19 protein-coding genes are annotated in these 24,736 nt (G+C 66.3%); 11 read left to right on the plus strand and 8 right to left on the minus strand.

Annotation, left to right across the window (positions count from 1 at the left end):
* The first annotated feature begins 19 nt into the window (after positions 1–19).
* The 4 genes from ABIA73_RS07035 (at position 20) to ABIA73_RS07050 (ending at position 4,348) form a co-directional block, all read left to right on the plus strand.
* Positions 20–1,402, plus strand: a complete 1,383-nt coding sequence (locus ABIA73_RS07035; RefSeq protein ID WP_025876071.1) for a FapB/FapC family functional amyloid domain-containing protein — start codon at positions 20–22, stop codon at positions 1,400–1,402.
* A gap of 140 nt (positions 1,403–1,542) precedes the next feature.
* Positions 1,543–2,247 carry a C39 family peptidase gene (locus ABIA73_RS07040; RefSeq protein WP_025876073.1) on the plus strand — a complete coding sequence of 235 codons (705 nt, stop codon included), beginning with the start codon at positions 1,543–1,545 and terminating at the stop codon, positions 2,245–2,247.
* Between the two features lie 13 nt (positions 2,248–2,260).
* Entirely contained in the window at positions 2,261–3,013 is a 753-nt protein-coding gene (locus tag ABIA73_RS07045; protein ID WP_354275583.1) for a hypothetical protein, read from the plus strand.
* A gap of 45 nt (positions 3,014–3,058) precedes the next feature.
* Positions 3,059–4,348, plus strand: a complete 1,290-nt coding sequence (locus ABIA73_RS07050) for a transporter (protein ID WP_033831684.1) — start codon at positions 3,059–3,061, stop codon at positions 4,346–4,348.
* Positions 4,349–4,433: 85 nt separating this feature from the next.
* Here ABIA73_RS07050 and ABIA73_RS07055 read toward each other — a convergent pair whose 3' ends face one another.
* From ABIA73_RS07055 to ABIA73_RS07065, 3 genes are all read right to left on the minus strand, one after another.
* Complete coding sequence (locus ABIA73_RS07055; RefSeq protein ID WP_033831683.1) at positions 4,434–5,786, minus strand: sigma-54 interaction domain-containing protein; 1,353 nt, start codon at positions 5,784–5,786, stop codon at positions 4,434–4,436.
* A 231-nt stretch (positions 5,787–6,017) separates the two neighbouring features.
* The gene (locus ABIA73_RS07060; protein WP_033831682.1) at positions 6,018–6,794 is read right to left on the minus strand and encodes a C40 family peptidase; all 777 of its coding nucleotides are present in this window, start codon (positions 6,792–6,794) and stop codon (positions 6,018–6,020) included.
* Positions 6,795–6,926: 132 nt separating this feature from the next.
* The gene (locus tag ABIA73_RS07065) at positions 6,927–7,466 is read right to left on the minus strand and encodes a C40 family peptidase (protein WP_059064751.1); all 540 of its coding nucleotides are present in this window, start codon (positions 7,464–7,466) and stop codon (positions 6,927–6,929) included.
* A gap of 111 nt (positions 7,467–7,577) precedes the next feature.
* Between ABIA73_RS07065 and ABIA73_RS07070 the strand changes: the two genes are divergently transcribed.
* The 6 genes from ABIA73_RS07070 to ABIA73_RS07095 all read left to right on the plus strand — a co-directional run bounded on the left by ABIA73_RS07070 (position 7,578) and on the right by ABIA73_RS07095 (position 13,224).
* Positions 7,578–8,060 carry an FKBP-type peptidyl-prolyl cis-trans isomerase gene (locus ABIA73_RS07070; RefSeq protein ID WP_025876084.1) on the plus strand — a complete coding sequence of 161 codons (483 nt, stop codon included), beginning with the start codon at positions 7,578–7,580 and terminating at the stop codon, positions 8,058–8,060.
* A gap of 99 nt (positions 8,061–8,159) precedes the next feature.
* On the plus strand, positions 8,160–9,404 hold the full coding sequence (locus tag ABIA73_RS07075) for a DUF418 domain-containing protein (protein ID WP_105164448.1): 1,245 nt from the start codon (positions 8,160–8,162) through the stop codon (positions 9,402–9,404).
* A 171-nt stretch (positions 9,405–9,575) separates the two neighbouring features.
* The gene (gene gorA, locus ABIA73_RS07080; RefSeq protein ID WP_354275584.1) at positions 9,576–10,934 is read left to right on the plus strand and encodes a glutathione-disulfide reductase; all 1,359 of its coding nucleotides are present in this window, start codon (positions 9,576–9,578) and stop codon (positions 10,932–10,934) included.
* Positions 10,935–11,200: 266 nt separating this feature from the next.
* The gene (locus ABIA73_RS07085; RefSeq protein WP_059064791.1) at positions 11,201–12,121 is read left to right on the plus strand and encodes a DMT family transporter; all 921 of its coding nucleotides are present in this window, start codon (positions 11,201–11,203) and stop codon (positions 12,119–12,121) included.
* Positions 12,028–12,456: an MGMT family protein gene (locus ABIA73_RS07090; RefSeq protein WP_394122484.1), complete on the plus strand. Its 429-nt coding sequence runs from the start codon at positions 12,028–12,030 to the stop codon at positions 12,454–12,456. The genes ABIA73_RS07085 and ABIA73_RS07090 overlap by 94 nt, the downstream gene beginning before the upstream one ends.
* A 93-nt stretch (positions 12,457–12,549) precedes the next feature.
* Positions 12,550–13,224 carry a rhomboid family intramembrane serine protease gene (locus ABIA73_RS07095; protein WP_025876091.1) on the plus strand — a complete coding sequence of 225 codons (675 nt, stop codon included), beginning with the start codon at positions 12,550–12,552 and terminating at the stop codon, positions 13,222–13,224.
* A 144-nt stretch (positions 13,225–13,368) separates the two neighbouring features.
* Here the strand turns inward: ABIA73_RS07095 and ABIA73_RS07100 are convergent, their stop codons facing one another.
* Positions 13,369–14,955, minus strand: a complete 1,587-nt coding sequence (locus ABIA73_RS07100) for a phytoene desaturase family protein (RefSeq protein WP_346602822.1) — start codon at positions 14,953–14,955, stop codon at positions 13,369–13,371.
* Positions 14,952–15,434 (minus strand): VOC family protein, encoded by a 483-nt coding sequence (locus tag ABIA73_RS07105; protein WP_354275585.1) that lies wholly within the window; start codon positions 15,432–15,434, stop codon positions 14,952–14,954. The genes ABIA73_RS07100 and ABIA73_RS07105 overlap by 4 nt, the downstream gene beginning before the upstream one ends.
* Positions 15,435–15,560: 126 nt before the next feature.
* Between ABIA73_RS07105 and ABIA73_RS07110 the strand changes: the two genes are divergently transcribed.
* Complete coding sequence (locus ABIA73_RS07110; RefSeq protein ID WP_354275586.1) at positions 15,561–17,216, plus strand: saccharopine dehydrogenase family protein; 1,656 nt, start codon at positions 15,561–15,563, stop codon at positions 17,214–17,216.
* Positions 17,217–17,278: 62 nt separating this feature from the next.
* On the opposite strand, the gene ABIA73_RS07115 is transcribed toward ABIA73_RS07110, so the two are convergent.
* The 3 genes from ABIA73_RS07115 to ABIA73_RS07125 all read right to left on the minus strand — a co-directional run bounded on the left by ABIA73_RS07115 (position 17,279) and on the right by ABIA73_RS07125 (position 24,726).
* Positions 17,279–19,285, minus strand: a complete 2,007-nt coding sequence (locus ABIA73_RS07115) for a M13 family metallopeptidase (protein WP_025876099.1) — start codon at positions 19,283–19,285, stop codon at positions 17,279–17,281.
* 215 nt (positions 19,286–19,500) lie between these two features.
* Positions 19,501–21,606 carry a M13 family metallopeptidase gene (locus tag ABIA73_RS07120; protein WP_025876101.1) on the minus strand — a complete coding sequence of 702 codons (2,106 nt, stop codon included), beginning with the start codon at positions 21,604–21,606 and terminating at the stop codon, positions 19,501–19,503.
* A gap of 189 nt (positions 21,607–21,795) precedes the next feature.
* Positions 21,796–24,726 (minus strand): TonB-dependent receptor domain-containing protein, encoded by a 2,931-nt coding sequence (locus ABIA73_RS07125; RefSeq protein ID WP_425513052.1) that lies wholly within the window; start codon positions 24,724–24,726, stop codon positions 21,796–21,798.
* Positions 24,727–24,736: the final 10 nt, after the last annotated feature.

The following is a 24,736-nucleotide window of genomic DNA, read 5'->3' on the forward strand; positions in this document are numbered from 1 at the left end:
TGATGAGAGAGAGGGCACCATGAAAGCGACTGTCAAAAAGACCGTACTCGCCATGGCAATTGCCACTGCCTCGACCGCTGCTGCGGCCAATGGCTGGGACAACCAGAATGCCAATGCGAACATCAACCACAACCATGTCGTGACCGAAACCCGCAACGACACGCACAACCATACCGACAACGAAGTCCGCAACTGGACCCGCACCAACACCACGGTACGCAACAACACCGACACCTCGAACGTGAGCCGTACCCGCACGGTGAACGTCAACGAGCAGGTGCAGAAGAACAGCAACATCCAGGCCGACGAGCGCAAGGAAAAGAACAACCACGGCGTCGACGTGAACCTGGAGAAGGATCTGCGGCTGAGCTCGGACATCAACTTCTCCGGCGATCCGACCATCACCGGTGACATCGACCTGGATTCGGCAGCCATCGCCGTGATCGACAACCGCCAGTCGATCAGCAACAACCTCACCGGCAACAGCCTGGTCACCAACAGTGCATCGATCGCCGATGATGTCGGTGCGGGTGCCTCCGGCAACCTCGGCTTCAACGTGGTGGCCGGCGACAACAACGCGCAGGACAATGCTGCGTCGCTGTCCGCTGCGGATGCTTCCTTCAGCTTCGGCATGGCCGACGCCGAGGTGTTCGTCAACCAGGCCGGCTTCGGCAACACCACCATGAACTCCGGCGTCACCAACGCCGCCGGACTCGGTGGCAATGCCTTCGGCGGTGCCTCGGGCAACATCGGCGTGAACATCGCCTCAGGCAACAACAACGAGCAGAAGAACGCGCTCGCAGCCTCGGTGGCAACCAGTGCGATGGCACAGTCGAGCATCAGCTCCAACCAGGTGTCCACCGGCAACACCGTGTCCAACGCCGGCTTCGTGCAGTCCTACACCGATACGGTGCAGGTCGGCCTGAGCGGTCGCGTCGCAGGCGGTACCCTGGCCGTGGGGGCCGGTACCTATCGCGGCACCGGCAATGCCTACCAGATGGCCAACTACTACCTCGATTCGTGGAGTGGCGATCTGCCGCATCCGGGTGGCAATGCGACCGGGCACATCGATCTGGACAACGAGATCCAGAATGCAACGATGAACCCGAACCGGCCGGGAGTGGGTGGCCTGGGCTTCGATACGCGTGAAAGCGGCACCAGCCAGTTCGTCGAGCTGGGCGTGGCCGACCTGTATGCCAGCCTCAGCGGCACGGTCAGCACCACCCGCTGGGTGAACGTCAATGCGACCAACACCTCGGCACTGTCCGGCAGCGCGTTCTCCGGCGCATCCGGCAACATCGGCGTGAACGTGGCATCGGGTACCGGCAACCTGCAGGCCAACAGCCTGGCATTGGCCGTGGCGCAGCCGAGCACCGGCGGTGGGACCGGCGGCGGCGAGTGATCCACGGTGTGACCGCTTTCGCAGCGAACCTGCGTTGAGCGCAACAAGCCCGGCCATCCGCCAATGGCCGGGTTCCCCCGGGGGCCCCTGTCCCTCCTCCCCCTTGGGGCAGGGGCTCCTTCCTTCTCGTGGAGAACGGCATGGCCGGTCATCGCTGGTGGTTGCGTCTGCTGCCCTGCCTGCTGCTGCTGACCAGCGCATGTGGCTGGGCAGGCGAGGTGGTGTTCAGCGGGGTGCTGCCCAATGGCGCGCTGCTGCAGCAGAAGGTGGAAAGCATGCAGGAGCGGCGTTATCGCAACCTGGTGCGGCAGCACACCGACTACAGCTGCGGGGCGGCCGCTCTGGCCACCATCCTGCGTTATGCCTACCACCTGGACACCACCGAGGCGACGGTGATCGAGGGAATGATGGGGGTATCGGATCCACAGCTGGTCAAGGAACGCGGTTTTTCACTGCTGGACATCAAACGCTATGTCGAATCGCTGGGCATGCGTGGACGCGGTTATCGCATCGATGAATCGCGCCTGCGCACGTTGCGGGTTCCTGGACTGGTGCTGATGGATGTACGCGGCTTCCGGCATTTCGTCGTGCTCAAGCAGGTGCGCGACGGGGTGGTGGAAGTGGCCGATCCGATCCTGGGCAACCGCAGCCTGTCACTGGCCGAGTTCAGTGCCGCCTGGCCGTCACGCGCCGTTTTCGTCGTGATCGGCAGCGACTTCGATCGCAATACGGTGCTGCTGCAACCCAGCGAACGGCCCAGTGCCCGCGCGTTGTATGCGCGGCAGGGACCGATCACCGATGCCGAACTGGTCGACTTCGGCTTCAGCCACGCCGACCTGTTCTGAAGGAGGCACGATCATGCAATGCCAACGTGTAGTACTCGCTCTGCTGCTGATGTTGCCGGTGTCGCCGTTGATGGCGGCAGACGGTGCACCGGGGCGAGGCCTGAAGGAAATACCCGATCCCGAACTGAACCTGATGCGCGGCCGCTACACCGTTGGCGGCAACAACGTGGCCTGGTTCGGGGTGACGATGATTTCGCAGTGGCAGGGACCCAACGGTGCAGTGGTGCAGGGCGCGCTGACCCTGGGCATGGATTTCCGCAATGGCGGCACCCCCAAGCTGAGCTTCCAGCCAAGCGTGCAGGTTACCGCCGCTGACGCACCGTTGCCGGCAACGGCAGGGCGCAGCATCGACAGTACCGGCCTGGCCAATGCCAGCGGACTGGTGCAGAGCGTGCAGGTGGCCGGCGATGGCAACACCGCACGCAACGTGACCACCCTGACCGTGCGTGACGGCGCGGTGCCGACCGCACTGGGCGATGACGGCAGCCGCATTGCACAGGCACAGCAGGGCGGGGCTACTGCCACCGCCATGCTCGATGGCAACCAGGCGCGCCTGCTGCTGCAGGTTGATGGGCAGAGCCTGGTACAGCAGTGGATCCGCAATGGCAGCGTGGGGCAGGGCATTGCCCTGGCCGGCGATGGACAGACCGCCAGCAACCGGCTGCAGCTGGAGCTGGTACGCAATACCGCGGCCAACAACCTGCCCTTGAGCCAGAACGTGGCCCAGGCGATCGGGATGAACCGCGGCATGGGCCCAGGCCAGTAACACGGCCTGGTCGGGGGGAACCGACGTACAACGCAGGTCACCGACATGCACACTCTCTACCGGCTTACTCCGCTGGCGCTGGCGGCGCTGGCGGCCACTGCCTTCGCCCAGCAGCCTGCGCCCAGTGATGGCGCCGACATGCAGGCATTGATCGCGCAACTGGAACAGCTCAAGGCCAATTACGCACAGGAGGTACGACGCCTGCGCGAACTGGACATGCAGGTGCAGGCGATGCAGGCGCGGCTGAGTGGTCGCGCAGGCCCCGGTGCGACGCCCGCTGCGCCGTTGGCGCCGGCTGCGGCATCCGCCGTACCGCCCAGCAGCGAAGGCTATGCCAGCAGCGCGGCCGAGGCACAGCAGGCCAAGCAGGAGGCCCGGCGCAGCGTGGATGACGTCAAGCAGCAGCAGGCGGCATTGTTCTCGCGCCGGTTCACCATCGAAAACGGCCTCACCTATGCACGCTACGACCGCAAGCAGCTCACGCTCAACGGGTTCCTCGCCCTGGATGCGATCTTCCTTGGCAACATCGCGATCGAGAACGTCGAATCCGATTCGTTGACCTACAACCTGGCCGCGCGCTGGGGCGTCAGCCCCAACCTCACCTTGAACATGGACGTGCCGTACCTGGCACGGCGCACGGTCTACCAGAAGGGCGGTGCCGGCGGTGCCGCGGCGGCGATCGCGCAGGAAGAAACCAACGGCAGCGGCATCGGCGATGTCAGCCTGAGTGCCAACTACCGGCTGTTCTCCGAACGCGGCTGGCGCCCGGAGACAGTGCTGACCGGTGGCGTTACCGCACCAACGGGCCGCGCACCCTATGGGCTGGACTGGAAAGTAATCGAGCGCGATGACGATGACTACATCCGCTTCGCGGTGCCGCAGGAACAGCCGACCGGCAACGGCGTGTGGCAGGCCAACCTGGGCGTATCGATGGTGAAGACCGCCGATCCGGCGATCCTGTTCGCCAACGCCGGCTACATCCATTCGTTCCCGCGCGGTTTCAGCGATATCGACAGCAACCCGGATACGGTCAATCCCGGCGATGTGAAACTGGGCGGTTCGGTGTACTTCGGTGCCGGCGTGGCATTCGCGTTCAACGAGCGCACCAGCCTGAGCATCTCCTTCAGCGACAAGATCAGCACGCGCGCCTCGACCCGGTTCAAGGGCGGTGAATGGGTGAAGGTGATCGGCAGCGATGCCAATGCGGCCTCGCTCAATCTCGGCGTGACCTACGCGTTGAACCAGCACACCACGCTGGTGACGCTGCTGGGGATCGGCCTCACCCCGGATGCGCCGGACTTCACGCTGGCATTCAAGGTGCCGTACATGTTGTAAGCGCGGCAGCCCGGCATGGCGCGGCGCTGCATGGCCGCGCTTTGCCGGTGTCGGTGCATGCCCGGCTGCGCAGGGGCCTGCGTTGTCAGCGCTGCGCCGGCAGTTCCAGATGATGCTTGCGGCACAACCGGTATATCGTGACCCGCGAGATCTGCATGTGCCGCGCACACGCCGACACGTTGTAGCCATGCTGGCGCAGGGCCTGCAGCAGTACATCGCGCTCCACCTGGCCACGCGCATCCTGCAGCAGCGCGCGCCGCGCAGGGGCGTCCGGCTCTGCCAGGTCCAGGTCAGCGGCGTTGATCAGCTCGCCTTCGGCCACGATCGCTGCCCGCTGCACGCGGTTCAACAACTCACGTACGTTGCCGGGCCAGTCGAACCCGCGCATGGCCTGGCGTGCACCGGGATCAAACCCGCGTGCGCGGCCGGGGTGGCGCTGGCGGAAGCCGCGCAGGAAGTGCTCGGCCAACAGCAGGACATCGCTGCCACGTTCGCGTAGCGCGGGCATCGGCAAGCGCAGAACATTGAGGCGGTAGTAAAGGTCCCGGCGGAAGTGGCCCTGGGCCACCGCCTGTTCGAGTTCGACGTGGGTGGCTGCCAGTACGCGCACGTCCACACGCAGCGGCTGGTTGCTGCCGACCCGTTCCAGCGTCCCCTCCTGCAGCACCCGCAGCAGGCTGGTCTGTGCGTCGGCGGGCAGGTCGCCGACTTCATCGAGGAACACGGTGCCGCCGTGGGCACTTTCAAACAGACCGATGCGGCGTTGGGCGGCACCGGTGAAGGCCCCACGCTCGTGGCCGAACAGTTCGGACTGCACCAGATTGGCAGGGATCGCGCCGCAGTTGATCGCCAGGAACGGCTTGCCGGCACGGCCGGACAAGGCATGCAGCGCCTGTGCGGCCAGCTCCTTGCCGGTGCCGGTCTCGCCGGTGACCAGCACCGGCAGGTCGACCGGAGCGAATTTATGCAGGGAGGCGCGCACCGACAGCAGGGCGGTGCTGTCGCCGATCAGCGCCGGCAGGTTGCCGGACTCGCGGACCATGTGCGGCAACGCGTCGTCGCCCTCGGATTGCCGCTGCATTGCCGACAGCAGATCGTGCAGTTCCAGCGGCAGCGCGAACTGGTCGCGGCACGCGCGCAGCAGCGGTCCCCACGCGGGCGGAGCGCTGCCCAGTCCAGGGGGCAGCACGGCGAGCCAGGGCAGGTGGTGATGCCGCTCGATCCATGGCAGCAGCAGCTGCACGGCGTCGGCATCAAGGTGACGCAGATCGACGATGGCCACCAGGTGGTCGCGGCCGCGCAGGCCGATGGCCATGGCAGGGGCAGGGCTGACGCAGCGCAGTTGCCAACCGGCCGCCGCCAGCGCACCACGCTCGGCTGCCTGCGGTTGGCCGAACCAGATTGCGCAACGCGATGGAATCTCCAGGCTTGCCGCCATTCCTTTCCCCCAGGCAACACGGGCGGCCCAGCCGGGCACCCGGCGCGCCGCCCCGCGCCGGGATGCTGTGGCCGAACACGGTCGGCCTGTCGCGGTCACTGCAACCTTGACATCAAGGACCAACGCAGCAAGCGGCGGCCAGCGGCCAGCGGCCCCGGTTACGGCCAGCCGCCCAATGAAAAAGCCGCTGCAGGGCAGCGGCTTTTCAGGCAATGCGCAGATGACCCCGGATCAGAGGTCGACCCGGCGGGCCTGCATGAACTTGTTGCCCCAGTAGCCGGTGAGCAGGGTGTCGACGCGGACGTCCTTACCGGTGCTCGGAGCGTGCAGGAAGCGGCCATCGCCCACATAGATGCCGACGTGGTCGACCCGGCCCTTGCGGCCGAAGAACACCAGATCGCCTGCAGCCAGGGCGGCGCGGTCGTTGATCAGTTCGGCATTGGCGTCATGCGCCATTTCGCGCGAGACGCGCGGCAGCTCGATGCCCAGGGCCGAGCGGAACACGTAACCGACCAGGCCACTGCAGTCGAAGCCGCTGTCCGGATTGCTGCCGCCCCAACGGTACGGGGTGCCGAGCAGGGTCATGGCCCGGCGCAGCAACGACTGTACCTTGCCGTTGTCGGCAGCGTTGCCGACCACGACGCTGCCATTGGCGGCGCTGCTGGTGTCGTAATTGGCGAGGAGGCGGCTGAGGTCACCGGCCACCATGGCCGAGCGGTCCATCAGGGGAATGGTGTCATTGGCGGCCAGGTGCGGCAGCAGGGCGGCCAGGGTGGCGCTGGCGGCGGCATCGGCGCGGCTGCGCTGCGGAGCGGTGGCGTCGGCCTTGGCGGCTGCGCGGGGGGCGGTCTCGGCGGTGGCAGCCGGGGTCGCATCGGTACGGGTGGGAGCGGACTGCGACCAGGCGGGAAGGCTGGTCAGACACAATGCCAGGCCCAGCAGAAGCGGGCGGACACTACGCGAAGAAGCGGCGGTCTGGCCTTGGCACGTCGGGTCGTTTGTCGTCACGCGTCGGTCACAAGGAAAAAAACGATGGGGCATCATGCCCTGTAAAAGCAGTAATAAGTTAAAAATTCCGTTAATGAATCGTTATTTGCGTCGTGATGCTTGTCACAGTTTTGAACATATCGCCTGTTCATTTTAGCGAAGGACGCGTTTCGCCCCTGTGTAGTGGTCCTTCCAATAGGGGCCACTGAGGGAATCCAGGCGGACCGTTCCGCCGGTGCTCGGGGCGTGCACGAATCGACCTTCGCCCACGTAGATACCGACGTGGCTGACACTGCCGCGACTGCCAAAAAAGACCAGATCGCCGGTTGCCAGGCGCTTCGGGTCGATCTTCGGCCCCTGTACCGCCGCCAGGTCGCGTGAGGTCCGCGGCAGCTTCAGGTCCAGCATTTCACGGTAGACGTAAGCGACCAGGCCGCTGCAGTCGAAGCCGGATTCGGGCGTGTTGCCGCCGTAGCGATAGGGCGTGCCGACCAGGCTGATGGCGCGCATCAGCACTGAATTGGCGGCCTCGGGGTTGTCCGGCGTGGTGCTGGGCCAGCTGGCCGTAGGCGGCGGCGGTGCGGAACGGACGGCCTTGCCGCCGCCGCAGGCGGTCAGCAGCAGGGGCAGGGCCAGCAGCAGGGCGGGCGCGAGGAGCCGGCGCGTGCCGGACGAAACTGGCGTGATGTGCATGTTCTCCGGATAATGCGCGACCTTGGATTGGCCGTCATGATGGCGGCGTCCCCGCCGGGCGACAACCCGCCCCAACCCGCCTGCCTCCGGCAGATCCAGACAGAGTTGCGCATGAAGATCGAAAAAGACCGCGTTGTCCGCTTCCACTACACCGTCTCCGAGGCCGGCCAGGAGCCGATCGAATCGTCCAAGGACCGCGGCGAGCCGCTGGCGATCCTGATCGGCCACGGCAACATCATTCCGGGCCTGGAAAACGCCATGATGGACAAGGAAGCCGGCGCGACCTTCGACGTCGACGTCAAGGCGGCCGATGCCTACGGCGAGCGCCGTGATGGCCTGTCCCAGCGCGTGCCGAAGAAGCACTTCGGTACCGCCAAGCTGGTCCCGGGCCAGCAGGTCGTGCTGCAGACCAACTTCGGCCCGCGTGCCGTGACCGTGCAGAAGGTCGGCATGAGCGTGGTCGACGTCGACCTGAACCATCCGATGGCCGGCAAGGACCTGCATTTCGACGTCGAGATCGTCGACGTGCGCGAAGCCGGCAAGGAAGAGCTCGAACACGGCCACGTCCACGGCGACGGTGGTCACCAGCACTGATCGCACCGCGATCGTGATGGCAGCAACGGCCCGCTTCGGCGGGCCGTTGCGTATCTGGAACAGGGCGGGGTCGTCCATGGCCCGCAGGCCGGCGGCATAATGACGGACCTGCACGCCGGATGCCCCGTGAACACCGCTTCCCCTTCCCTGCAACCGGTGGCTTCCGGCGAACGCATCGCCGTGCTGGACATACTGCGTGGCTTCGCCCTGCTGGGCATCCTGCTGATGAACATCGAGGCCCTCAGCGGGCCGCTGGACCTGGCCTTTACGGGCATCGACGCGCATTGGCAGGGCATCGACTACTGGGCCGATGCCTTCGTCTATGTGTTCGTGCAGGGAAAATTCTTCACCCTGTTCTCGCTGCTGTTCGGGGCGGGCTTTGCGGTGATGGCCCAGCGCGCCGAGGCGGCGGGCCGCCAGTTCACTCCGTTTTACCTGCGCCGCAGCGCCGGGCTGCTGCTGATCGGCCTGTGCCATGCACTGCTGGTCTGGTCGGGCGACATCCTGGTGCTGTATGCGCTGGCCTCGCTGCCATTGCTGGCCTGCCGTGAGGCACCGCGCAGCTGGCTGCCCTGGATGGGGTTGCTGGTGTATGCGCTGGGTGTTGCGCTGATGCTGCTGGTCGGCGCGATGGTGTCGATGGCCACCCCGCAGGACCTGCAGAAGATGCTGGTCGACGCGCAGCAGGGCATCGACCAGCAACGTCTGGTGTACGGCCAGGGTGACTGGATGCAGGCCAACGTGCAGCGCCTGCATGAGTTCGGCGCGTCGCTGGGTGGCATGTTCATTTCCGGGCCCGAAGTGCTGGGCATGTTCCTGTTGGGTGCCTGGTTCGCCGGCAGCGGCGCATTGACCGCGCCGGAGCGTTTTCCGCGGTTGTATGCCGGCCTGCGCTGGATCGCATTGCCGCTGGGCCTGCTGGCCACCCTGGCAGGTGTGTTGTGGAAGCCGTATCTGGCGCCGGGTGTCTATGACCTGCCGACCACTGCGGCAATGGCACTGGTGGCCGTGGGCGGTGTGCCGATGTGCCTGGGCTACCTGGCCTGGATCGTGCACTGGCGCGCGCGCATGGGGTGGCTGGCGCCGGTCGGTCGGATGGCGTTGACCCACTACCTTGCCCAATCGGTGGTCTGCACGCTGCTGTTCTATCACTACGGGCTGGGATGGTTCGACGTGCTGCCGCGGGCTTGGCAGCTGCTGTTGGCATTGCTGCTGTTTGCAGCGCAGGTGATCTTCAGCCATCTGTGGCTGCGCTGTTTCCGCTTTGGTCCGATGGAATGGCTGTGGCGTGCGATGACGTACCGGCAGTGGCCAGCACTGCGCCGTGGGGCCGGGCAGGCGTGATCGATGCCGGCCGCGCGCGTTTCGACCTGCGTGGCTGCATGCCCTCACGTCTGGCCTGCAGCGGGCCGTGGCATGCTCGCAGCAGCATGGGTGACGGCGCCAACCCGCTGCCTGCCGATCTTCGTTGCGGGCGCTCGCCCGCCATCTTCCCTGTCGACTCGAGCGATTGCGATGAATACTCCCTCTTATGATTACGATCTGATCGTCCTTGGCGGCGGTTCCGCTGGCCTGGCCGGTGCCATCCGCGCTGCGCAGCATGGCAAGCGGGTTGCCCTGCTGGAGCCGGGTGAACTGGGAGGCACCTGCGTGAATGTCGGGTGCGTGCCGAAGAAGGCGATGTGGCTGGCCGCCGATCTGGCCGAGCGCATCGGCCTGGCCAGCGCGATGGGCTTCGACGTGGCGCCGCGTCCGGCGCTGTCGTGGAAGGAACTGGTGATCCACCGCCAGGCCTACATCAGCAACATCCACACCAGTTATCACAAGCGCCTGGATGAAACCGGCGTGGTGCGCATCCCTGCTCGCGGCCATCTGCTGGACGCGCACACCGTGGCGTGCAGTGATGGCGTGCGTTACAGCGCTGCGCAGATCCTCATTGCCACCGGCGCCCATCCGCAGCGGCCGGACATTCCCGGCGCCGAACTGGGCCTGGTATCCGACGATTTCTTCGACCTGCGTGCGGCACCGGTCGAGGTCGCCATCATCGGCGGCGGCTACATCGCCGTGGAACTTGCCGGGCTGTTGCAGGCGCTGGGCAGCAAGGTGAGCCTGCTGGTACGTGGCAGCCGCCTGCTGGAGCGCTTCGACTACGAGCTGACCGCTCAGTTGGCAGAGAACCTGCGCCAGCAGGGCGTGCGCATCCACTTCGATTACCGTCTGCGTGAGTTGAAGCGCGACGGCGAACGCGTGCGCGCGTTCGGCCATGACGGCCCGATCGACAGTGTGTTCGACGCCGTGTTCTTCGCTACCGGCCGGCGCGGCAACAGCAAGGATCTCGGCCTGGAAGCACTGGGCATCGGCATCGGCGAACACCAGCAGGTGGAGGTGGACGCGTGGCAGACCACGGCGGTGCCAAGCGTGCATGCGGTCGGTGACATCGCAGGCAAGGTCGGCCTGACGCCGGTCGCCGTGGCTGCAGCGCGACGCCTGATGGATCGTCTGTTTGGTGGTCGCCCGGATGCGAAGATGGATTACGACAACGTGGCCAGCGTGGTGTTCTCGCACCCGCCGCTGGGCGCGGTAGGCATGAGCGAGGAAGATGCACGTGCGCGCTTCGAGCAGGTGACCGTGTACCACAGCCGGTTCCGGCCGATGCTGCAGGCGCTGGCCAACGGCACCCAGCGCAGCCTGTTCAAGATGGTCTGCGCCGGCCCGGAGGAGCGCGTGGTGGGTGTGCACCTGCTCGGCGAAGCGGCCGACGAGATCCTGCAGGGTTTCGCGGTGGCGGTGAAGATGGGTGCGACCAAGGCCCAGTTCGACGACACGGTGGCGATTCACCCGACGTCTGCTGAAGAAGTGGTGTTGATGCGCTGAGCCGACACTCACGGTAGTGCCGGCCGCTGGCCGGCAACCTCGACAGCAACGGCAACGGCAACGGCAACGGCAACAGCAAAAAGCTGGGTTCTTGTGGGATGGCGGGGTGGGTGTCGACCTTGGTCGACACGTAGATCCACGCCATGCGTGGATCAGGAGTTGCAGTGAGCATGAACGGACATCGGATCGTTCGCCCGTAAGTGCCATGAGACAATTGGAAGCAATCCGGCTGCTTCCAGCCGCCCATGCGGCCCGTTTTTTTCCTGATGTCCACTTCTTCCCCCCGTATCGCCACCACGTCCCCGCGCATCGCTCTGGGCGGCATCGGCCTGGCTGCGATCGGCGCCATCGCCGCCTCGGGCAAGGCGATCATCGTCAAGCTGGGGCTGCGCCATGGCGTGGACGCGACCACGCTGCTGGCGCTGCGCATGCTGATGGCGCTGCCGCTGTTCGCGTTGATGGCGGTGTGGGCCTCGCGCCGTGCCGAGCGACTGTCCTGGGCCGACCGCGCGCGCGTGCTGTGGCTTGGCTTCACCGGTTACTACCTGTCCAGCCTGCTGGATTTCCAGGGCCTGCAGTACATCAGCGTGACCCTGGAACGGTTGATCCTGTACTTGAACCCGACCCTGGTGCTGCTGATCAACGTGCTGCTGGCGCGGCAGCGGCCGGGTCGGTGGCAGGTCGGCGCGCTGGTGCTCAGCTATCTCGGCGTGCTGATCGCGTTCGGCCATGACCTGCAGCGCGAGGGGGGGCAGATCATCCTCGGCAGCCTGCTGGTGCTGGGCAGTGCGCTCAGCTATGCGCTGTATCTGTTCGGCAGCGGCCAGGTGGTCGCCCGTATCGGTGCGGTGCGTCTGACCGCCTACGCCAGCTGCGTGGCCAGCGTGCTGGTGCTGCTGCATTTCACCATTACCCATCCGCTGCCGTTGCTGTGGCAGGCCCCCGCTGCCGTGCAGTGGCTGTCGCTGATCAACGCGACGGTCTGCACCGTGCTGCCGGTGCTGGCGATCATGCTGGCGGTGCAGCGCGTCGGCTCGTCGCTGGCTGCGCAGGTGGGTATGCTGGGCCCGGTTTCCACCATCGTGATGAGCCTATGGCTGCTCGACGAACCGATGGGGCCGGCGCAGATCGCCGGCACCGTGCTGGTCCTGATCGGCGTGCTGCTGGTGACGCGGCTGCGCCGCTGACGCCGGAGCAGGCGCGTGCCCGCATCCTGGCGGTGATCCATGCGATCCCGCCAGGGCAGGTGATGGGCTACGGGCAGGTCGCGATGCGCGCCGGCCTGCCCGGACGCGCCCGGCTGACCGCACGCATCCTCGGCCAGAATGACGATCCCTCGCTGCCCTGGCACCGGGTGCTGCGCTCGGATGGGCGCATCGCCATGGCTGAAGGTTCGGCCGGCTGGCGCGAACAATCGCAGCGGCTGCGCGCCGAGGGTGTCATCGTCGAAAACGGCCGGGTGCGGATGCCCGCGACCGACCCGGCGGCGGCGCTGGATGCGGCCGTATGGGGGCCGGGCTGATCGCTGCCTGCGACTGAACGGGCGACCGTCCGCTCTGGTCAAAAAGGGCCGGTGCTGCGGCTATGATGGAGGCCGTTCCATGCCGGTGTCCCCATGTTCCCGCGACTGCCAACCGTCACCAAGGCCCTGTTGATCGCCAACGCGATCCTGTTCCTGCTGCAGCAGCCGTTCCTGCTCGGCATGCAGACCTTCGAGCCGTTCATGCTGCAGCCGCTGCAGCAGGGCTTCGATGCGTTCTCGCCGGGCGGCAATTTCCAGCCCTGGCAGCTGCTGACCTACGGCTTCCTGCATGGCAGTTTTTTCCATCTGTTCTTCAACATGCTGGCCGTCTTCATGTTCGGCGCGCCGCTGGAACAGACCTGGGGTGAGAAGCGCTTCCTGACCTACTACCTGGTGTGCGTGGTCGGCGCCGGCCTGTGCCAGTTGCTGGTCGGCACGATGCTCGACAATCCGGCCACGGTGCTGGGTGCGTCCGGTGGTGTGTTCGGCCTGCTGCTGGCCTACGGCATGCTGTTCCCCAACCAGCGGGTGATGCTGCTGTTCCCGCCGATTCCAATGAAGGCGCGTACGTTCGTGATCCTGTTCGGCGTGGGCGAGCTGGTGCTGGGCATGACCGGCTGGCAGCCGGGCGTGGCCCATTTCGCGCATCTGGGCGGCATGCTGTTCGGCTGGCTGCTGATCCGCTACTGGCGTGGCCAACCGCCGTTCAACAAGCGTCGTCCCCCGGGCCCGCCGAAGCGCCCGAACCACCTGCGCAGCGTGAAGTGAGGCACAGGTGGGTGCCAACCTTGGTTGACACACCTTGACGCCGGTAGATGCCAACCTTGGTTGGCACACCTTGACGCCGGTAGATGCCAACCTTGGTTGGCACGCCTTGACGCCGGTAGGTGCCAATCTTGATTGGCACGCATTTCATGCATCGGCCAGCACCACCTGCGCCGCGTTGTGCCCGGGCGCGCCGGTGACCCCGCCGCCCGGATGCGTACCCGCACCGCACAGGTACAGGCCGGGCAGGGCGCCGCGATAGCCGGCCTGGCCGACCATCGGCCGCGCCGAGAACAGCTGGTTGGCGCTGAGCGCACCGTGGAAGATGTCGCCACCGATCAGCCCGAACGTCCGTTCCAGATCCAAGGGTGACAGTGCCTGTCGACCAAGCACGCTGTCGGCGAAGCCGGGGGCGAAGTGATCGACGGTGGCGATCATCAGGTCGGCGACGGTATCGCGGTGATCATCCCAGTGCCGGCCATCGGGCAGCTCCGGCGCCACGTGCTGGCAGAACAGGCTGGCCACATGCTGCCCGGGTGGCGCCAGCGAATCATCCAGCGTGCTCGGAATCAGCATCTCCACGATCGGCTCGCGCGACCAGCCCTCGCGACGTGCATCCAGCCAGGCACGGTCCATGTAATCCAGGCTGGGCGCCATGATGATGCCGGCACTGAGGTGATCACCGGGGCCGGGCAGGGCACGGAAATCCGGCAGCCGCGACAGCGCCACGTTCATCCGGAACGTGCCCGAGCCGCAGCGCCAGTTCGCCATGCGTTCACGGGTGGTGACGGGAACCTGGGCGGGCTGCAGCAGTTGTTCGTACAGCAGCTTCGGGTTGACGTTGGCCACCACGGCACGTGCGCGCAGGCTCTCGCCGCCGGACAGTGCGACGCCGACCACGCGCCCGTCTTCCACCAGCAGGCGCTGCACGCCGGCATCAACGCGCAGCTCGGCGCCGGCCGCACGCGCGGACGCGGCGATGGCCTGGCTGATCGCGCCCATGCCACCGATGGCGTGGCCCCACGCGCCCTTGACCCCGTTGCACTGGCCGAACACGTGATGCAGCAGTACGTAGGCGCTGCCTGGCGTGTACGGGCTGGCGTAGTTGCCAACAATGCCATCGAAACCAAACAGGGCTTTGATCGGCTCGCTTTCGAACCAGCGATCCAGGTACTCGGCGGCCGACAGCGTGAACAGATCCAGCAGTTCCTGGCGCAGTGCAGGGTCGAGTGCGGCCAGCTCCCGTCCCAACCGGCCCATCTGCCACAACGCCGGCAACGCACGCCAGCCGGCCATCACCCCGAGGTCGGGCGGCGGACGCAGCGCCCAGTCGCGCAGCACATCGGCGAATACCTCCAGGCGCGCTTCATAGGCGGGCAGCGCCTGCGCATCGCGTTCGGAGAACTTCGCCACCTCGGCCTGGGTGCGGCCAGGTGCGGACAGCAGGTAGCGGCCATCAGGCAATGGCAGGAAGTTGTTGGCCGGCCGCGCGACGATGCGCAGCCCGTGCGCATGCAACTGCAGCTCCTCGATCACCTTCGGCTGCAGCAGCGACACCGTGTACGAGGCCACCGAGTTGCGGAAGCCCGGGTGGAACTCCTCGGTGACAGCCGCACCGCCAAGGATGCCGCGACGCTCCAGCACCAGCACCCGTTGCCCCGCGCGCGCCAGATACGCCGCGCACACCAGCCCGTTGTGGCCGCCACCAACGATGATCGTGTCCAACGTCGTCATGCGTTGCGGATCGCCGCTTCGATGGTGGCGATGTCGATCTTCTTCATCGGCATCATCGCGTTGAAGGCGCGCTTGGCCAGGGCCTTGTCCTTGCTGGTCACCGCTTCGATCAGCATGCGCGGGCTGATCTGCCAGGACACGCCCCATCGGTCCTTGCACCAGCCGCATTGGCTTTCCTGGCCACCGTTGCCGACGATGGCATTCCACAGGCGATCGGTCTCGGCCTGGTCCTCGGTGGAAATCTGGAACGAGAACGCTTCGCTGTGCTTGAAGATCGGGCCACCATTGAGACCGACGCAGGGAATGCCGCAGACCGTGAATTCGACGGTGAGCACGTCCCCCTGCTTGCCGTCGGGGAAGTCGCCGGGCGCGTGATGCACAGCAGTTACTTCGCTGTCGGGAAAGGTCTTCGCATAGAACGTGGCGGCCTCGAGCGCGCCGTTGTCATACCAGACGCAGATCGTGTTCTTGTGAGCCATGGCGGGGGCTCCGCAGTGGACGAAGGCACAGCGATAGCATGGGCGGTGTTAATGCCGGATCGTGCTGCACTGCGGGAGCTGCCGGCGCCGCGCTACCATGGCCGGACGACACGACAGGGATGATGCGTGAAGATCCTGATTCTGGGTGGATATGGGGTGTTCGGGGGGCGTCTGGTCCGCTTGCTGGCCGACCTGCCGATGCTGGAACTGCTGATCGGTGGCCGCAACCTGGCGGCGGCACAGGCCTTCTGCGCAAGCTATGTGGGGCAATCGACGCTGCGTCCACTGCAGGTCGACCGGCAACGGCTGGCCACGGCCCTGCAGGCCGAGCGACCGGACCTGGTGGTGGATGCCTCCGGTCCTTTCCAGGACTATGGCGAACACCGCTATGGCGCGATCGAAGCCTGCATCGCCGCCGGCATTGATTATCTGGACTTCGCCGACGCGGCAGACTTCGTATTCGGCGTTTCGCAGTACGACGCGCAGGCCAGGGCGGCTGGCATCTACGCACTGTCAGGCGTCAGCAGTTTCCCGGTATTGACCGCGGCAGTGCTGCGCGAGATGGCCACGCACATGGACATCGTCAGCGTGGAAGGCGGCATCGCGCCATCGCCCTATGCCGGCATCGGCCTGAACGTGATGCGTGCGGTGGTCGGCTATGCCGGTGCGCCGGTGAAGCTGCGCCGCAACGGTCGCGATGGGCACGGCATCGGCCTGGCCGAGAGTCGCCGCTTCACCGTCGCGGTGCCGGGGCGGCTGCCGCTGCGCAACCTGCATTTCTCGCTGGTGGATGTGCCCGATCTGCAGGTGCTGCCACCCGAACATCCGACGATGACCGACATCTGGATGGGGGCTGGCCCGGTGCCGGAGATCCTGCATCGCGTGCTCAATCTGCTGGCCAAGGCGCGCCTGCACCTGAAACTGCCATCGCTGGAGCCATGCTCGCGGTTGTTCTATACCGTGTTGAACCTGATGAAGTTCGGCGAGCATCGCGGCGGCATGATCGTGCGCGCCGTGGGCACCCGCGATGATGCGCGTGTGGAACAGAGCTGGCACCTGTTGGCCGAGGCCGATGACGGCCCGTACATTCCGTCGATGGCGATCGAAGCGGTGATCCGCAAGCAACTGGCCGGTGATCGGCCGTCACCGGGTGCACGCCCGGCCACGCATGCGCTGGAACTGTCCGACTACGACCGGCTGTTCGACGGACGCACGATCCATACCGGTTTCCGCCGCGACATGCCCGGTGCCAGCCTGTACCAGCGCCTGCTGGGCAGCGCGTACGCGCAGCTGCCGGCCAGCGTGCAGGCGTTGCATGCACCGTCTGCCGCCAAGCGCTGGAGCGGGACGGCATCGGTCGAACGCGGTGGTGGGTTGTTGTCGCGGTTGCTGGGGAACGTGTTCGGTTTTCCGGCGGCGGGCAAGGCAGTGCCGGTCAGCGTGGAGTTCACCGCAGAGGCGGGTGGTGAGCGCTGGACGCGGACCTTTGCCGGCCGTCGTTTCTCTTCGTTGCAGACGCAGGGGCAGGGGCGCAACGAAGCGCTGCTGGTCGAACGCTTCGGTGCGGTATCGGTAGCGTTGGCACTTCTGGTCGACAACGGGCGGCTGCAACTGGTGCCGCGACGCTGGTCGATCCTGGGCCTGCCGTTGCCGCAGTGGCTGTTGCCCGGGGAGAACAGTTTCGAGGGTGATGAGGATGGGCGCTTCGTCTTCGACGTGGAGATCGGCGCGCCGGTGGTGGGGCGCATCGTGCATTACCGGGGAACGTTGAAGCCCGCGTGATGTCCACCGACGAAAAAGGGCGCCACGAAGGCGCCCTTTCCGTTACCGCTGTTGCATGAACCTCAGCGCCAGACCTTGATCTGCTCGCCGTCGGTGCGCTGCATCGGCTGGCCCGGCTTGCAGCTGAAGCTGGCGCCGAACGCCGGCAGGTTCGACAGCGGGCCGTTGGTGCGCCAGCGGCCCGGTGCACGGATGTCGGCGGTCAGGCGGCGTGCGGCCTCGTTCGGCGACAGCTGCTGCGGCCACAGCGCAGCCCAGGCGCGGAAGAAGCCCTGCTGCTGTGCCGGCTTGGCCTTCGGCTCCTGCGCGGTGTACGCGGCCCAGGCCAGCTCCAGACCGGCGATGTCGGCCAGGTTCTCTTCCTGGGTCAGCGTGCCGTTGACCTTGGCCCCCTTCACGCCGGGGAACTCGTAGGCGCCGTACTGGCTGGCGACACGGGTGCCGAGCAGGGTCCAGGCGGTCTTGTCGGCCGGGGTCCACCAGCTGCGCAGTTCGCCCTTGGCATCGACCAGCGCACCCTTGGCGTCGATCGCGCGGGTCAGCTCGTGGCCGACCAGGCCGCCGAAGCTGCCGAACTTGTCGGCGGCATCGGCCTTGGCGTTGAACACCGGGCCCTGCAGGATCGCCGCAGTGACGATCAGCCGGTTCTGCGCCAGGTCATAGGCCAGCGACGGCTGCTGCGGCAGCACGTCCCAGCGGCGGTCGGCGTTGCCCTTGCCGATGCGCTTCATTTCCTCGCGGTGGCGCCAGGTGGACGCGATCAGCATGTTGCCGCCGAACGAACCACGGCCCATCGGCTGCACGCTGTAGTCCAGGTCACGCAGCGGGGTGCCGATCTCGATCTTCAGCGCGGCCAGCTTGGCCTGCGCTTCGGTCTTGGCCTCGGCGCTCATCCAGCTGTTGTTCTTGACCGCTTCGATCTGCACTTCACGCACCTTGTCGACGATCCAGGCCGCCTGGCGGCGGTCTTCGGCGGACAGGTAACGGGCTGCGTATTCGCGGCCGACCATCGGGCCAGCGGCCACGTTGATCGCGTCCAGCACGCTTTCCCAGCGCTGCGGCGGCAGGGTTTCACCACGCAGCACGCGGCCACGGAACTCGAACTCCGCATCGCGGTACGCCTTGGACAGGTACGGCGCCATCGAGTCGCCCACGCGCCAGCGCAGGTAGGCCTTCCACTGGTCCGGCTTGAGCTTGGTGACCATGCCGTCGAGCTGCTTGAACAGCGCCGGATCGGCCAGCGACACCAGGTCATCGTTGACGCCCTGCGCCTTCAGGAACGCGTCCAGCTGCAGGTTGCGGTAGCGGCTGTTGAGGTCCTTGGTGGAGATCGGCGCGTAGTTGTTGAACGGGTTGTTGATGCCCGCCAGCGACTGCGCATTGCGGGCCAGTTCGGTTTCCAGCGCGATCACCGCCTGCGACTCGGCGTCCAGCTTGGCCGCCGGGGTGCCGGTCAGTGCGAGGATCTGCTTGACGTAGTTGCGGTAGCGGCCCATCAACGCGACGGTGTCGGCGTCGGTGCGGGTATAGAAGGCCGGATCAGGCAGGCCCATGCCGCCCTGCATGAAGTAACCGATGTGGCGGTCCAGCGCCTTCAGGTCCACGTCCGGACCGAAGTTGAAGGCCACCGGGATGCCGACCTGGTGCAGCGCGGCGATCGAGGCCGGGACATCCTTGGCCTTCTTGATCGCGTTGATGCGGGTCAGCAGCGGTGCGATCGGGTTGGAGCCGTCGGCTTCCACGGCCGCTTCGTCCAGGCCGCTGGCCCAGAAGTCGCCCAGCAGCTTCTGCACGTTGCCCTGCGGCGCCTTCATCGAGGCGTCCAGCAGTTCACGCTGTTGCTGCCGGCTGCGGTCGACCAGCTGGCCCAGTGCGGTGGCGGCGCCGGTCTGCGGCACCGGGTTGGCCTTCAGCCAGCCTGCGTTGGTGGCGTCGTAGAAATCGCTGCACTGCGCACTGACGGCCGGGGCGCGTGCGGCCTTCTTCTTGGCGGCGAACGCATCGTGGGTCGGAACCAGGGTCGCCAGGCTGATGCCCAGGGCGATGGCAAGCGGACGGAAGTTGGGCATGTAGAACGAATCCGTGATGGATTGAGGGCGGGCGAACTATAGCAAGCCGCGCATGGGCACGGGATGCACGCATCACGGTGGTTCCGCCGGGCATGGCCCGGCGCTACCGGGCGGGTGGGATGGCCACGCCATGCGTGGCTGCGGCCACCGCGCGGAAAAACAAAGGCCCGGGAAATCCCGGGCCTCTGCAGGCAAGCCGTGGCCTCAGCCGTGACTTACCAGATCACCACCTGCGAGTCGCCGGTGCGCGACATCGGCGTACCCGGCTTGCACTGGAAGGCCGCAGTGAAGGTCGGCAGGTTCGACGGCGCACCGACTGCACGGAACTGCGCCGGCGCGTGCGGGTCGGTTGCCAGGCGGACCTTGGCGTTCTCCGGGGTGTACTTGGTGCGCCACACGGTGGCCCAGTTGAAGAAGAAGCGCTGATCGCGGGTGAAGCCATCGATCTTCGCGTCTTCCTTGCCGGCCGACGCCTTCTGCAATGCGTCGTAGGCGGTGGCCAGGCCACCCAGGTCGGCGATGTTCTCGCCCAGGGTCAGATGGCCGTTCACGGCCTGGCCGTCGACCTTGTACTGGTCGAACTGCTTGACCAGCTTGCCGGTCAGGCCAGCGAAATTCTTCGAATCGGCTTCGGTCCACCAGTTCTCGAAGTTGCCGGTCGGCCCGAAGCGGCTGCCCTGGTCGTCGTAACCGTGGGTCATTTCGTGGCCGATGACCGCACCGATACCGCCGTAGTTCAGCGCGTCGTCCGCCTTGGCATCGAAGAACGGCGGCTGCAGGATGGCGGCCGGGAACACGATCTCGTTCTGCAGCGGGTTGTAGTAGGCGTTGACCGTCTGCGGGGTCATGCCCCACTCGGTCTTGTCCACCGGCTTGCCGATCTTGGCCAGGTTGTACTGGTAGTTGAACGCGGTGGCCGCGCGCACGTTGCCCAGGTAGCTGTCACGGTTGGTCTGCAGGCCCGACCAGTCACGCCACTTGTCCGGGTAACCGATCTTCGGAGTGAAGGTTTCCCACTTGGCGATGGCCTTGGCCTTGGTCTCTTCGCTCATCCAGGACAGGCCCTGGATACGTTCCTTCAGCGAAGCGGCCAGGTTCTTCACCAGCTCTTCCATCTTCGCCTTGGCTTCCGGCGAGAAGGCGACCTTCACGTACAGCTGGCCGAAGGCTTCGCCGGCATCGCTCTCGATGGTGCCCAGCACACGCTTCCAGCGCGGCTTCTGTTCCTTCTGGCCATTGAGGGTCTTGCCGTAGAACTCGTAGTTTTCCTGCACGAACGCATCAGCCAGGTACGGCGAGGCGCCGTCCACGGTGTGGAAGCGCAGGTAGGCACGCCACACCGACGGATCGGTATCGCCCAGCGCCTTGCTCACTTCCTGGTGGAAGGCCGGGATGGCCAGCGAGAACTTCTCCGGCGCGGCCACGTTCTGCGACTTGAAGAACTCGGTCCAGCTGAAGTTCGGGGTCAGCGCATCGGCCTCGGCCAGGCTGACCGGGTGGTAGTACAGCGAGACATCGCGCGACAGCTCAACGCTGGACTTGGACGCCTTGGCCAGGCGGGTCTCGAACTTGACGACTTCTTCAGCCTGCTTTGCGGCATCGGCAGCGGCCACGCCGGACAGCTCCAGCACCTTGGCCACGTGGGCCTGGTAAGCCTTCAGCTTGTCGGCCTTGGACGCATCGGTATAGAAGGTCTTGTCCGGCAGGCCCAGGCCGCCCTGGCTGGCGTAGGCCATGTTCACGGCCGAGTTCTTGAAGTCGGCTTCGGCGCCGAAGCCGAACAGCACGTTCTCGCCCTTGGCGGCGCTGGTGCGCAGGTAGTTGGCGATGGCGGCCTTGTCCTGCAGGCCGTCGATCGCGGCCAGGTCGGCCTTCAGCGGCTCGATGCCCTGGGCGTTGACCTTGGCTTCGTCCATGCCGGTGGCCCACAGGTCGCCGACGATCTTCTCGATGCCGGCCGGGTTCTTGACCTGCGCGACCTGCTCGGCCAGCTGGTGCTGCACGGCCACCGAACGCTCGTCGAGGATGGTGAAGGCGCCCCAGCTGGTGCGGTCGCCCGGAATCTCGTTGGCGGCCAGCCACTTGCCGTTGACGTAGTCGCCGAAGGCGGTGCAGGCGTCAAGGTTGCTGTCCAGATCGCTGGCCTGGAAGGCGTTGTAGGCCGGCAGCTTGCTCTCGTCGAGCTTGTAGGTGGTGGCGGCGTCGGCCGCGGCCGGCGTGGAGGCGGTGGCATCCTTTGCCGGGGTTTCGTTCTTGCCGCAGCCGACCAGCGCGGCCGAAACGGCCAGGGTCAGCAGCACGATCTTGGGAGTACGGGTCACTTGAATGGCCTCCAGGCCGAGTGAGTCAGGGAAGGGCCGGGGGAACGGCCGTGGGCCGAACGATACGCCGCCGGCCCACACTGCAAGGGTGTCGAAGGTCATGGCCGGGCGCAAGGGGGCCTTGCCGGCACCGGAAAAGACAGACCCGGCAAAAGCCGGGTCTGTCGGGGTACTGCATGTGTTGCTGGATCAGAACTTGTAGGTGGCGCCCATGTACATGTAACGGCCGATGTTGTCGTACATCGCCGAACCGACGTCGGAGCCGAAGTAGTTCACCGGCGGATCCTTGTCGAAGGCGTTGTCCACGCCCAGGTAGACGTCGATCTTGTCGCCCGGGAAGCGGTAGCCGAACTGGAAGTTGTGGTAGACGTACGAACCGTTGCGGATCGGGCTGCTCTGGCCCGGGTTGGCCTGGTAGCTCTTGGGCTGCACGCGCAGGTTGCTGCTCACGTAGTTCAGGTCCCACGACGCGCGCCACTGACCCAGCGAGTACTTGGTCTGCAGCGAACCGCGCCAGCGCGGGTCGGTCACCCAGGTGACGTTCTCGTCGTACTCGTTCGGGAAGTCCTGGAAGGCCCATTCACGCGACTGCAGCAGGCGGGTACCGACCAGGCGGATCACCGTGTCGCCCTCGGCGAGCTTGAAACGGTAGTCCATTTCCAGATCGACGCCGACGCGACGCGAGCGCGCCAGGTTTTCGTTCAGTGCAACCCAGCGGCTGATCGAGTGTTCCGGGAAGGTGCGGCCGCCCGCATCGGTCTTGCCACCGACCGGTGCGCGCTCGATGAAGCCGCAGAAGCTGTTGTTGATGCCTCCCGGAGAATCCACGCAGCGGGTGGCATTGGTCTGTGCGGTCACTGCACCGATGGCATCCTTCAGGCTGATCCACCAGTAGTCCACCGACATGCCGAAGCCCTGCAGGAAATCAGGCTGCCAGACCAGGCCATAGGTGAAGCTGCGCGCACGCTCCGGCTTCAGGTTCGGGTTGCCGCCGCTGACACCCGGGCGGGTTGCGGTGTAGGTATCGACCCAGCCCACCGGCACGCCCAGCGCCGAGCAGTTGGCCTGGCGCAGGGCCGGATCCGCTGCCGTATTGGGGCGATTGGAATTGGTGGCCAGGTAGTTGCAGGGATCGTTGACGGTGGCGAAGTTCTCGCTCTGCGGGTTGTACAGTTCGCCGATGCTCGGCGCACGCACCGCCTGCGACAGGGTGCCGCGGGCACGCAGGGACGGAATGATGGTCCAGTCCAGGCCGACCTTCCAGGTGGTGGTCTTGCCGATGCTGCTGTAGTCGGACCAGCGACCGGCAGCGTCCATGGTCAAGTTGTAGATGCCCGGGATGTCGGCCAGCAACGGCACGGTGGCTTCGACGAACGCTTCGCGCACGTCGTACTTGCCCATCCGGTTGGGGATCGCGTTGAGGAAGGTCAGGCCCTGCGCTGCCAGCGGATCGGTGATTTCGCGGCTCTTCTCGCGGCGGTATTCCACGCCACCGGCCACGCCGACGTCACCTGCCGGCAGGCTGAACAGCGAGGCGTTGGCCAGCGAGGCGCTGAACACCGACTGCTGCAGGCGCGAATAGTTGAACGAATCGACGTTCATCCAGTCGCGTGCCGCCTGGGTCACCGCGCCATTGCCGAACACCGAGAACGGCACGCAGCCTTCGCGGGCGAACTGCGAGTACACGCGGTTGCCGTTGTTGGGGTTGGTGGCGTTCGGGTTCAGCGTGGTGCGGCAGACGATCTGGCCGGTGGACGGATCGACCACGGTGTCCAGGCCTGCCTGCCAACGCTCGTTGATGCGGTTGTTGAGGTTCCAGCGCTTGACTTCGCTCTGGCCCCAGTTGCCGTACACGTCGTAGGTCCAGTTCTCGGTCAGGTTGCCTTCCACGCCGAGCACGAAGCGCTGGGTGTTGCGCTCCACGTGCTCGCCACGCTGGCCGGCATCGACGTTGAAGCGGCTCAGGGTCAACTGGCTGGCGCCGTTGGCGGCCATCAGCGCGCGCAGCTGCGGCGAAACGTAGGCATTGTCACGCTGGATGCGCAGGGTCTGGTCGAACGACGGCTGGGCCAGGAAGTCCGAGACGGTCTCGGTGTACTTGCCTTCGAAGTACAGGCGGTGGTTGTCGGTCAGGTCGAAGTTGACGACCGCATTGACGCTCTTGCGGTCGAAGCCGGGCTGCAGATCGGCGACCGAATTGAGGTCGGCGAAGTCGCAGTTGACGCAGCTGGTGGTGCTCGGCATCACCCCGTCATAGCGCTGCGGGCGGTAGGTGCCATCCGGATTGAACTGGTAGCGGTTGCCCCAGGTCGCCTTGTTGGTGGGCGAGAACGCACCCAGCGTGAAGGTGCCGCCGAAGGAGATCGAGTGGTTGCCACCCGGGCCGCTGAGCACGGTCTGCGGATTGCTTTCGTTGGAGGGCTTGGTCGGGTCGTAGTTGGGGTTCGGCACCGACACCAGGAATTCATTGCCGATCGCGCGGTCGCTGCGGACGAAGCGGTCCTGCTTGCTGTATTCCAGTGCGATCGCGGCGTTGCCGCGGCCGTTGGCGAAATCGGTGCCGGCCGAGGCACTGATGAAGGAGCGGTTGAAGCCGCCTTCACTGGCCATGCCGGTCTGGCCACGCACTTCGGCGCCATCGAACGACTTCTTCATGATGAAGTTGACGACACCGGCCACGGCATCGGCACCGTACACGGCCGAGGCGCCACCGGTGATGACTTCAACGCGCTCGATCCACTCGACCGGAATCGTGTTGACGTCGACTGCCGAGGAGCCGGAGGTCGCGCCGACATGGCGGCGACCATTGACCAGCACCAGCGTACGCGAGGTGCCCATGCCGCGCAGATCCATCAGGCCCACGCCGGCGGTGCCGATGAAGCGCGTGGAATTACCCAGCGTATAGGTCGGGCTCAGCGCCGGCATGCGCGCCATCAGGTCGCCGATGTTGTTGGCGCCGGTGGCACGGATTTCTTCGGCCGTGATGGCGGTGACCGGCGAAGGGGTCACGAAGCCGGTACGCGCGATGCGCGAGCCGGTCACGCTGACGCGGTCCAGGTCGATCGGGTTGTTGCCGGAGCTGGCTTCCTGGGCCAGGGCCGGGGCTGCGGCAGCCATCATCAGGCCGGCG

The organism is Stenotrophomonas sp. 2694 (genome assembly GCF_040548715.1).
Taxonomy (GTDB): domain Bacteria; phylum Pseudomonadota; class Gammaproteobacteria; order Xanthomonadales; family Xanthomonadaceae; genus Stenotrophomonas; species Stenotrophomonas indicatrix.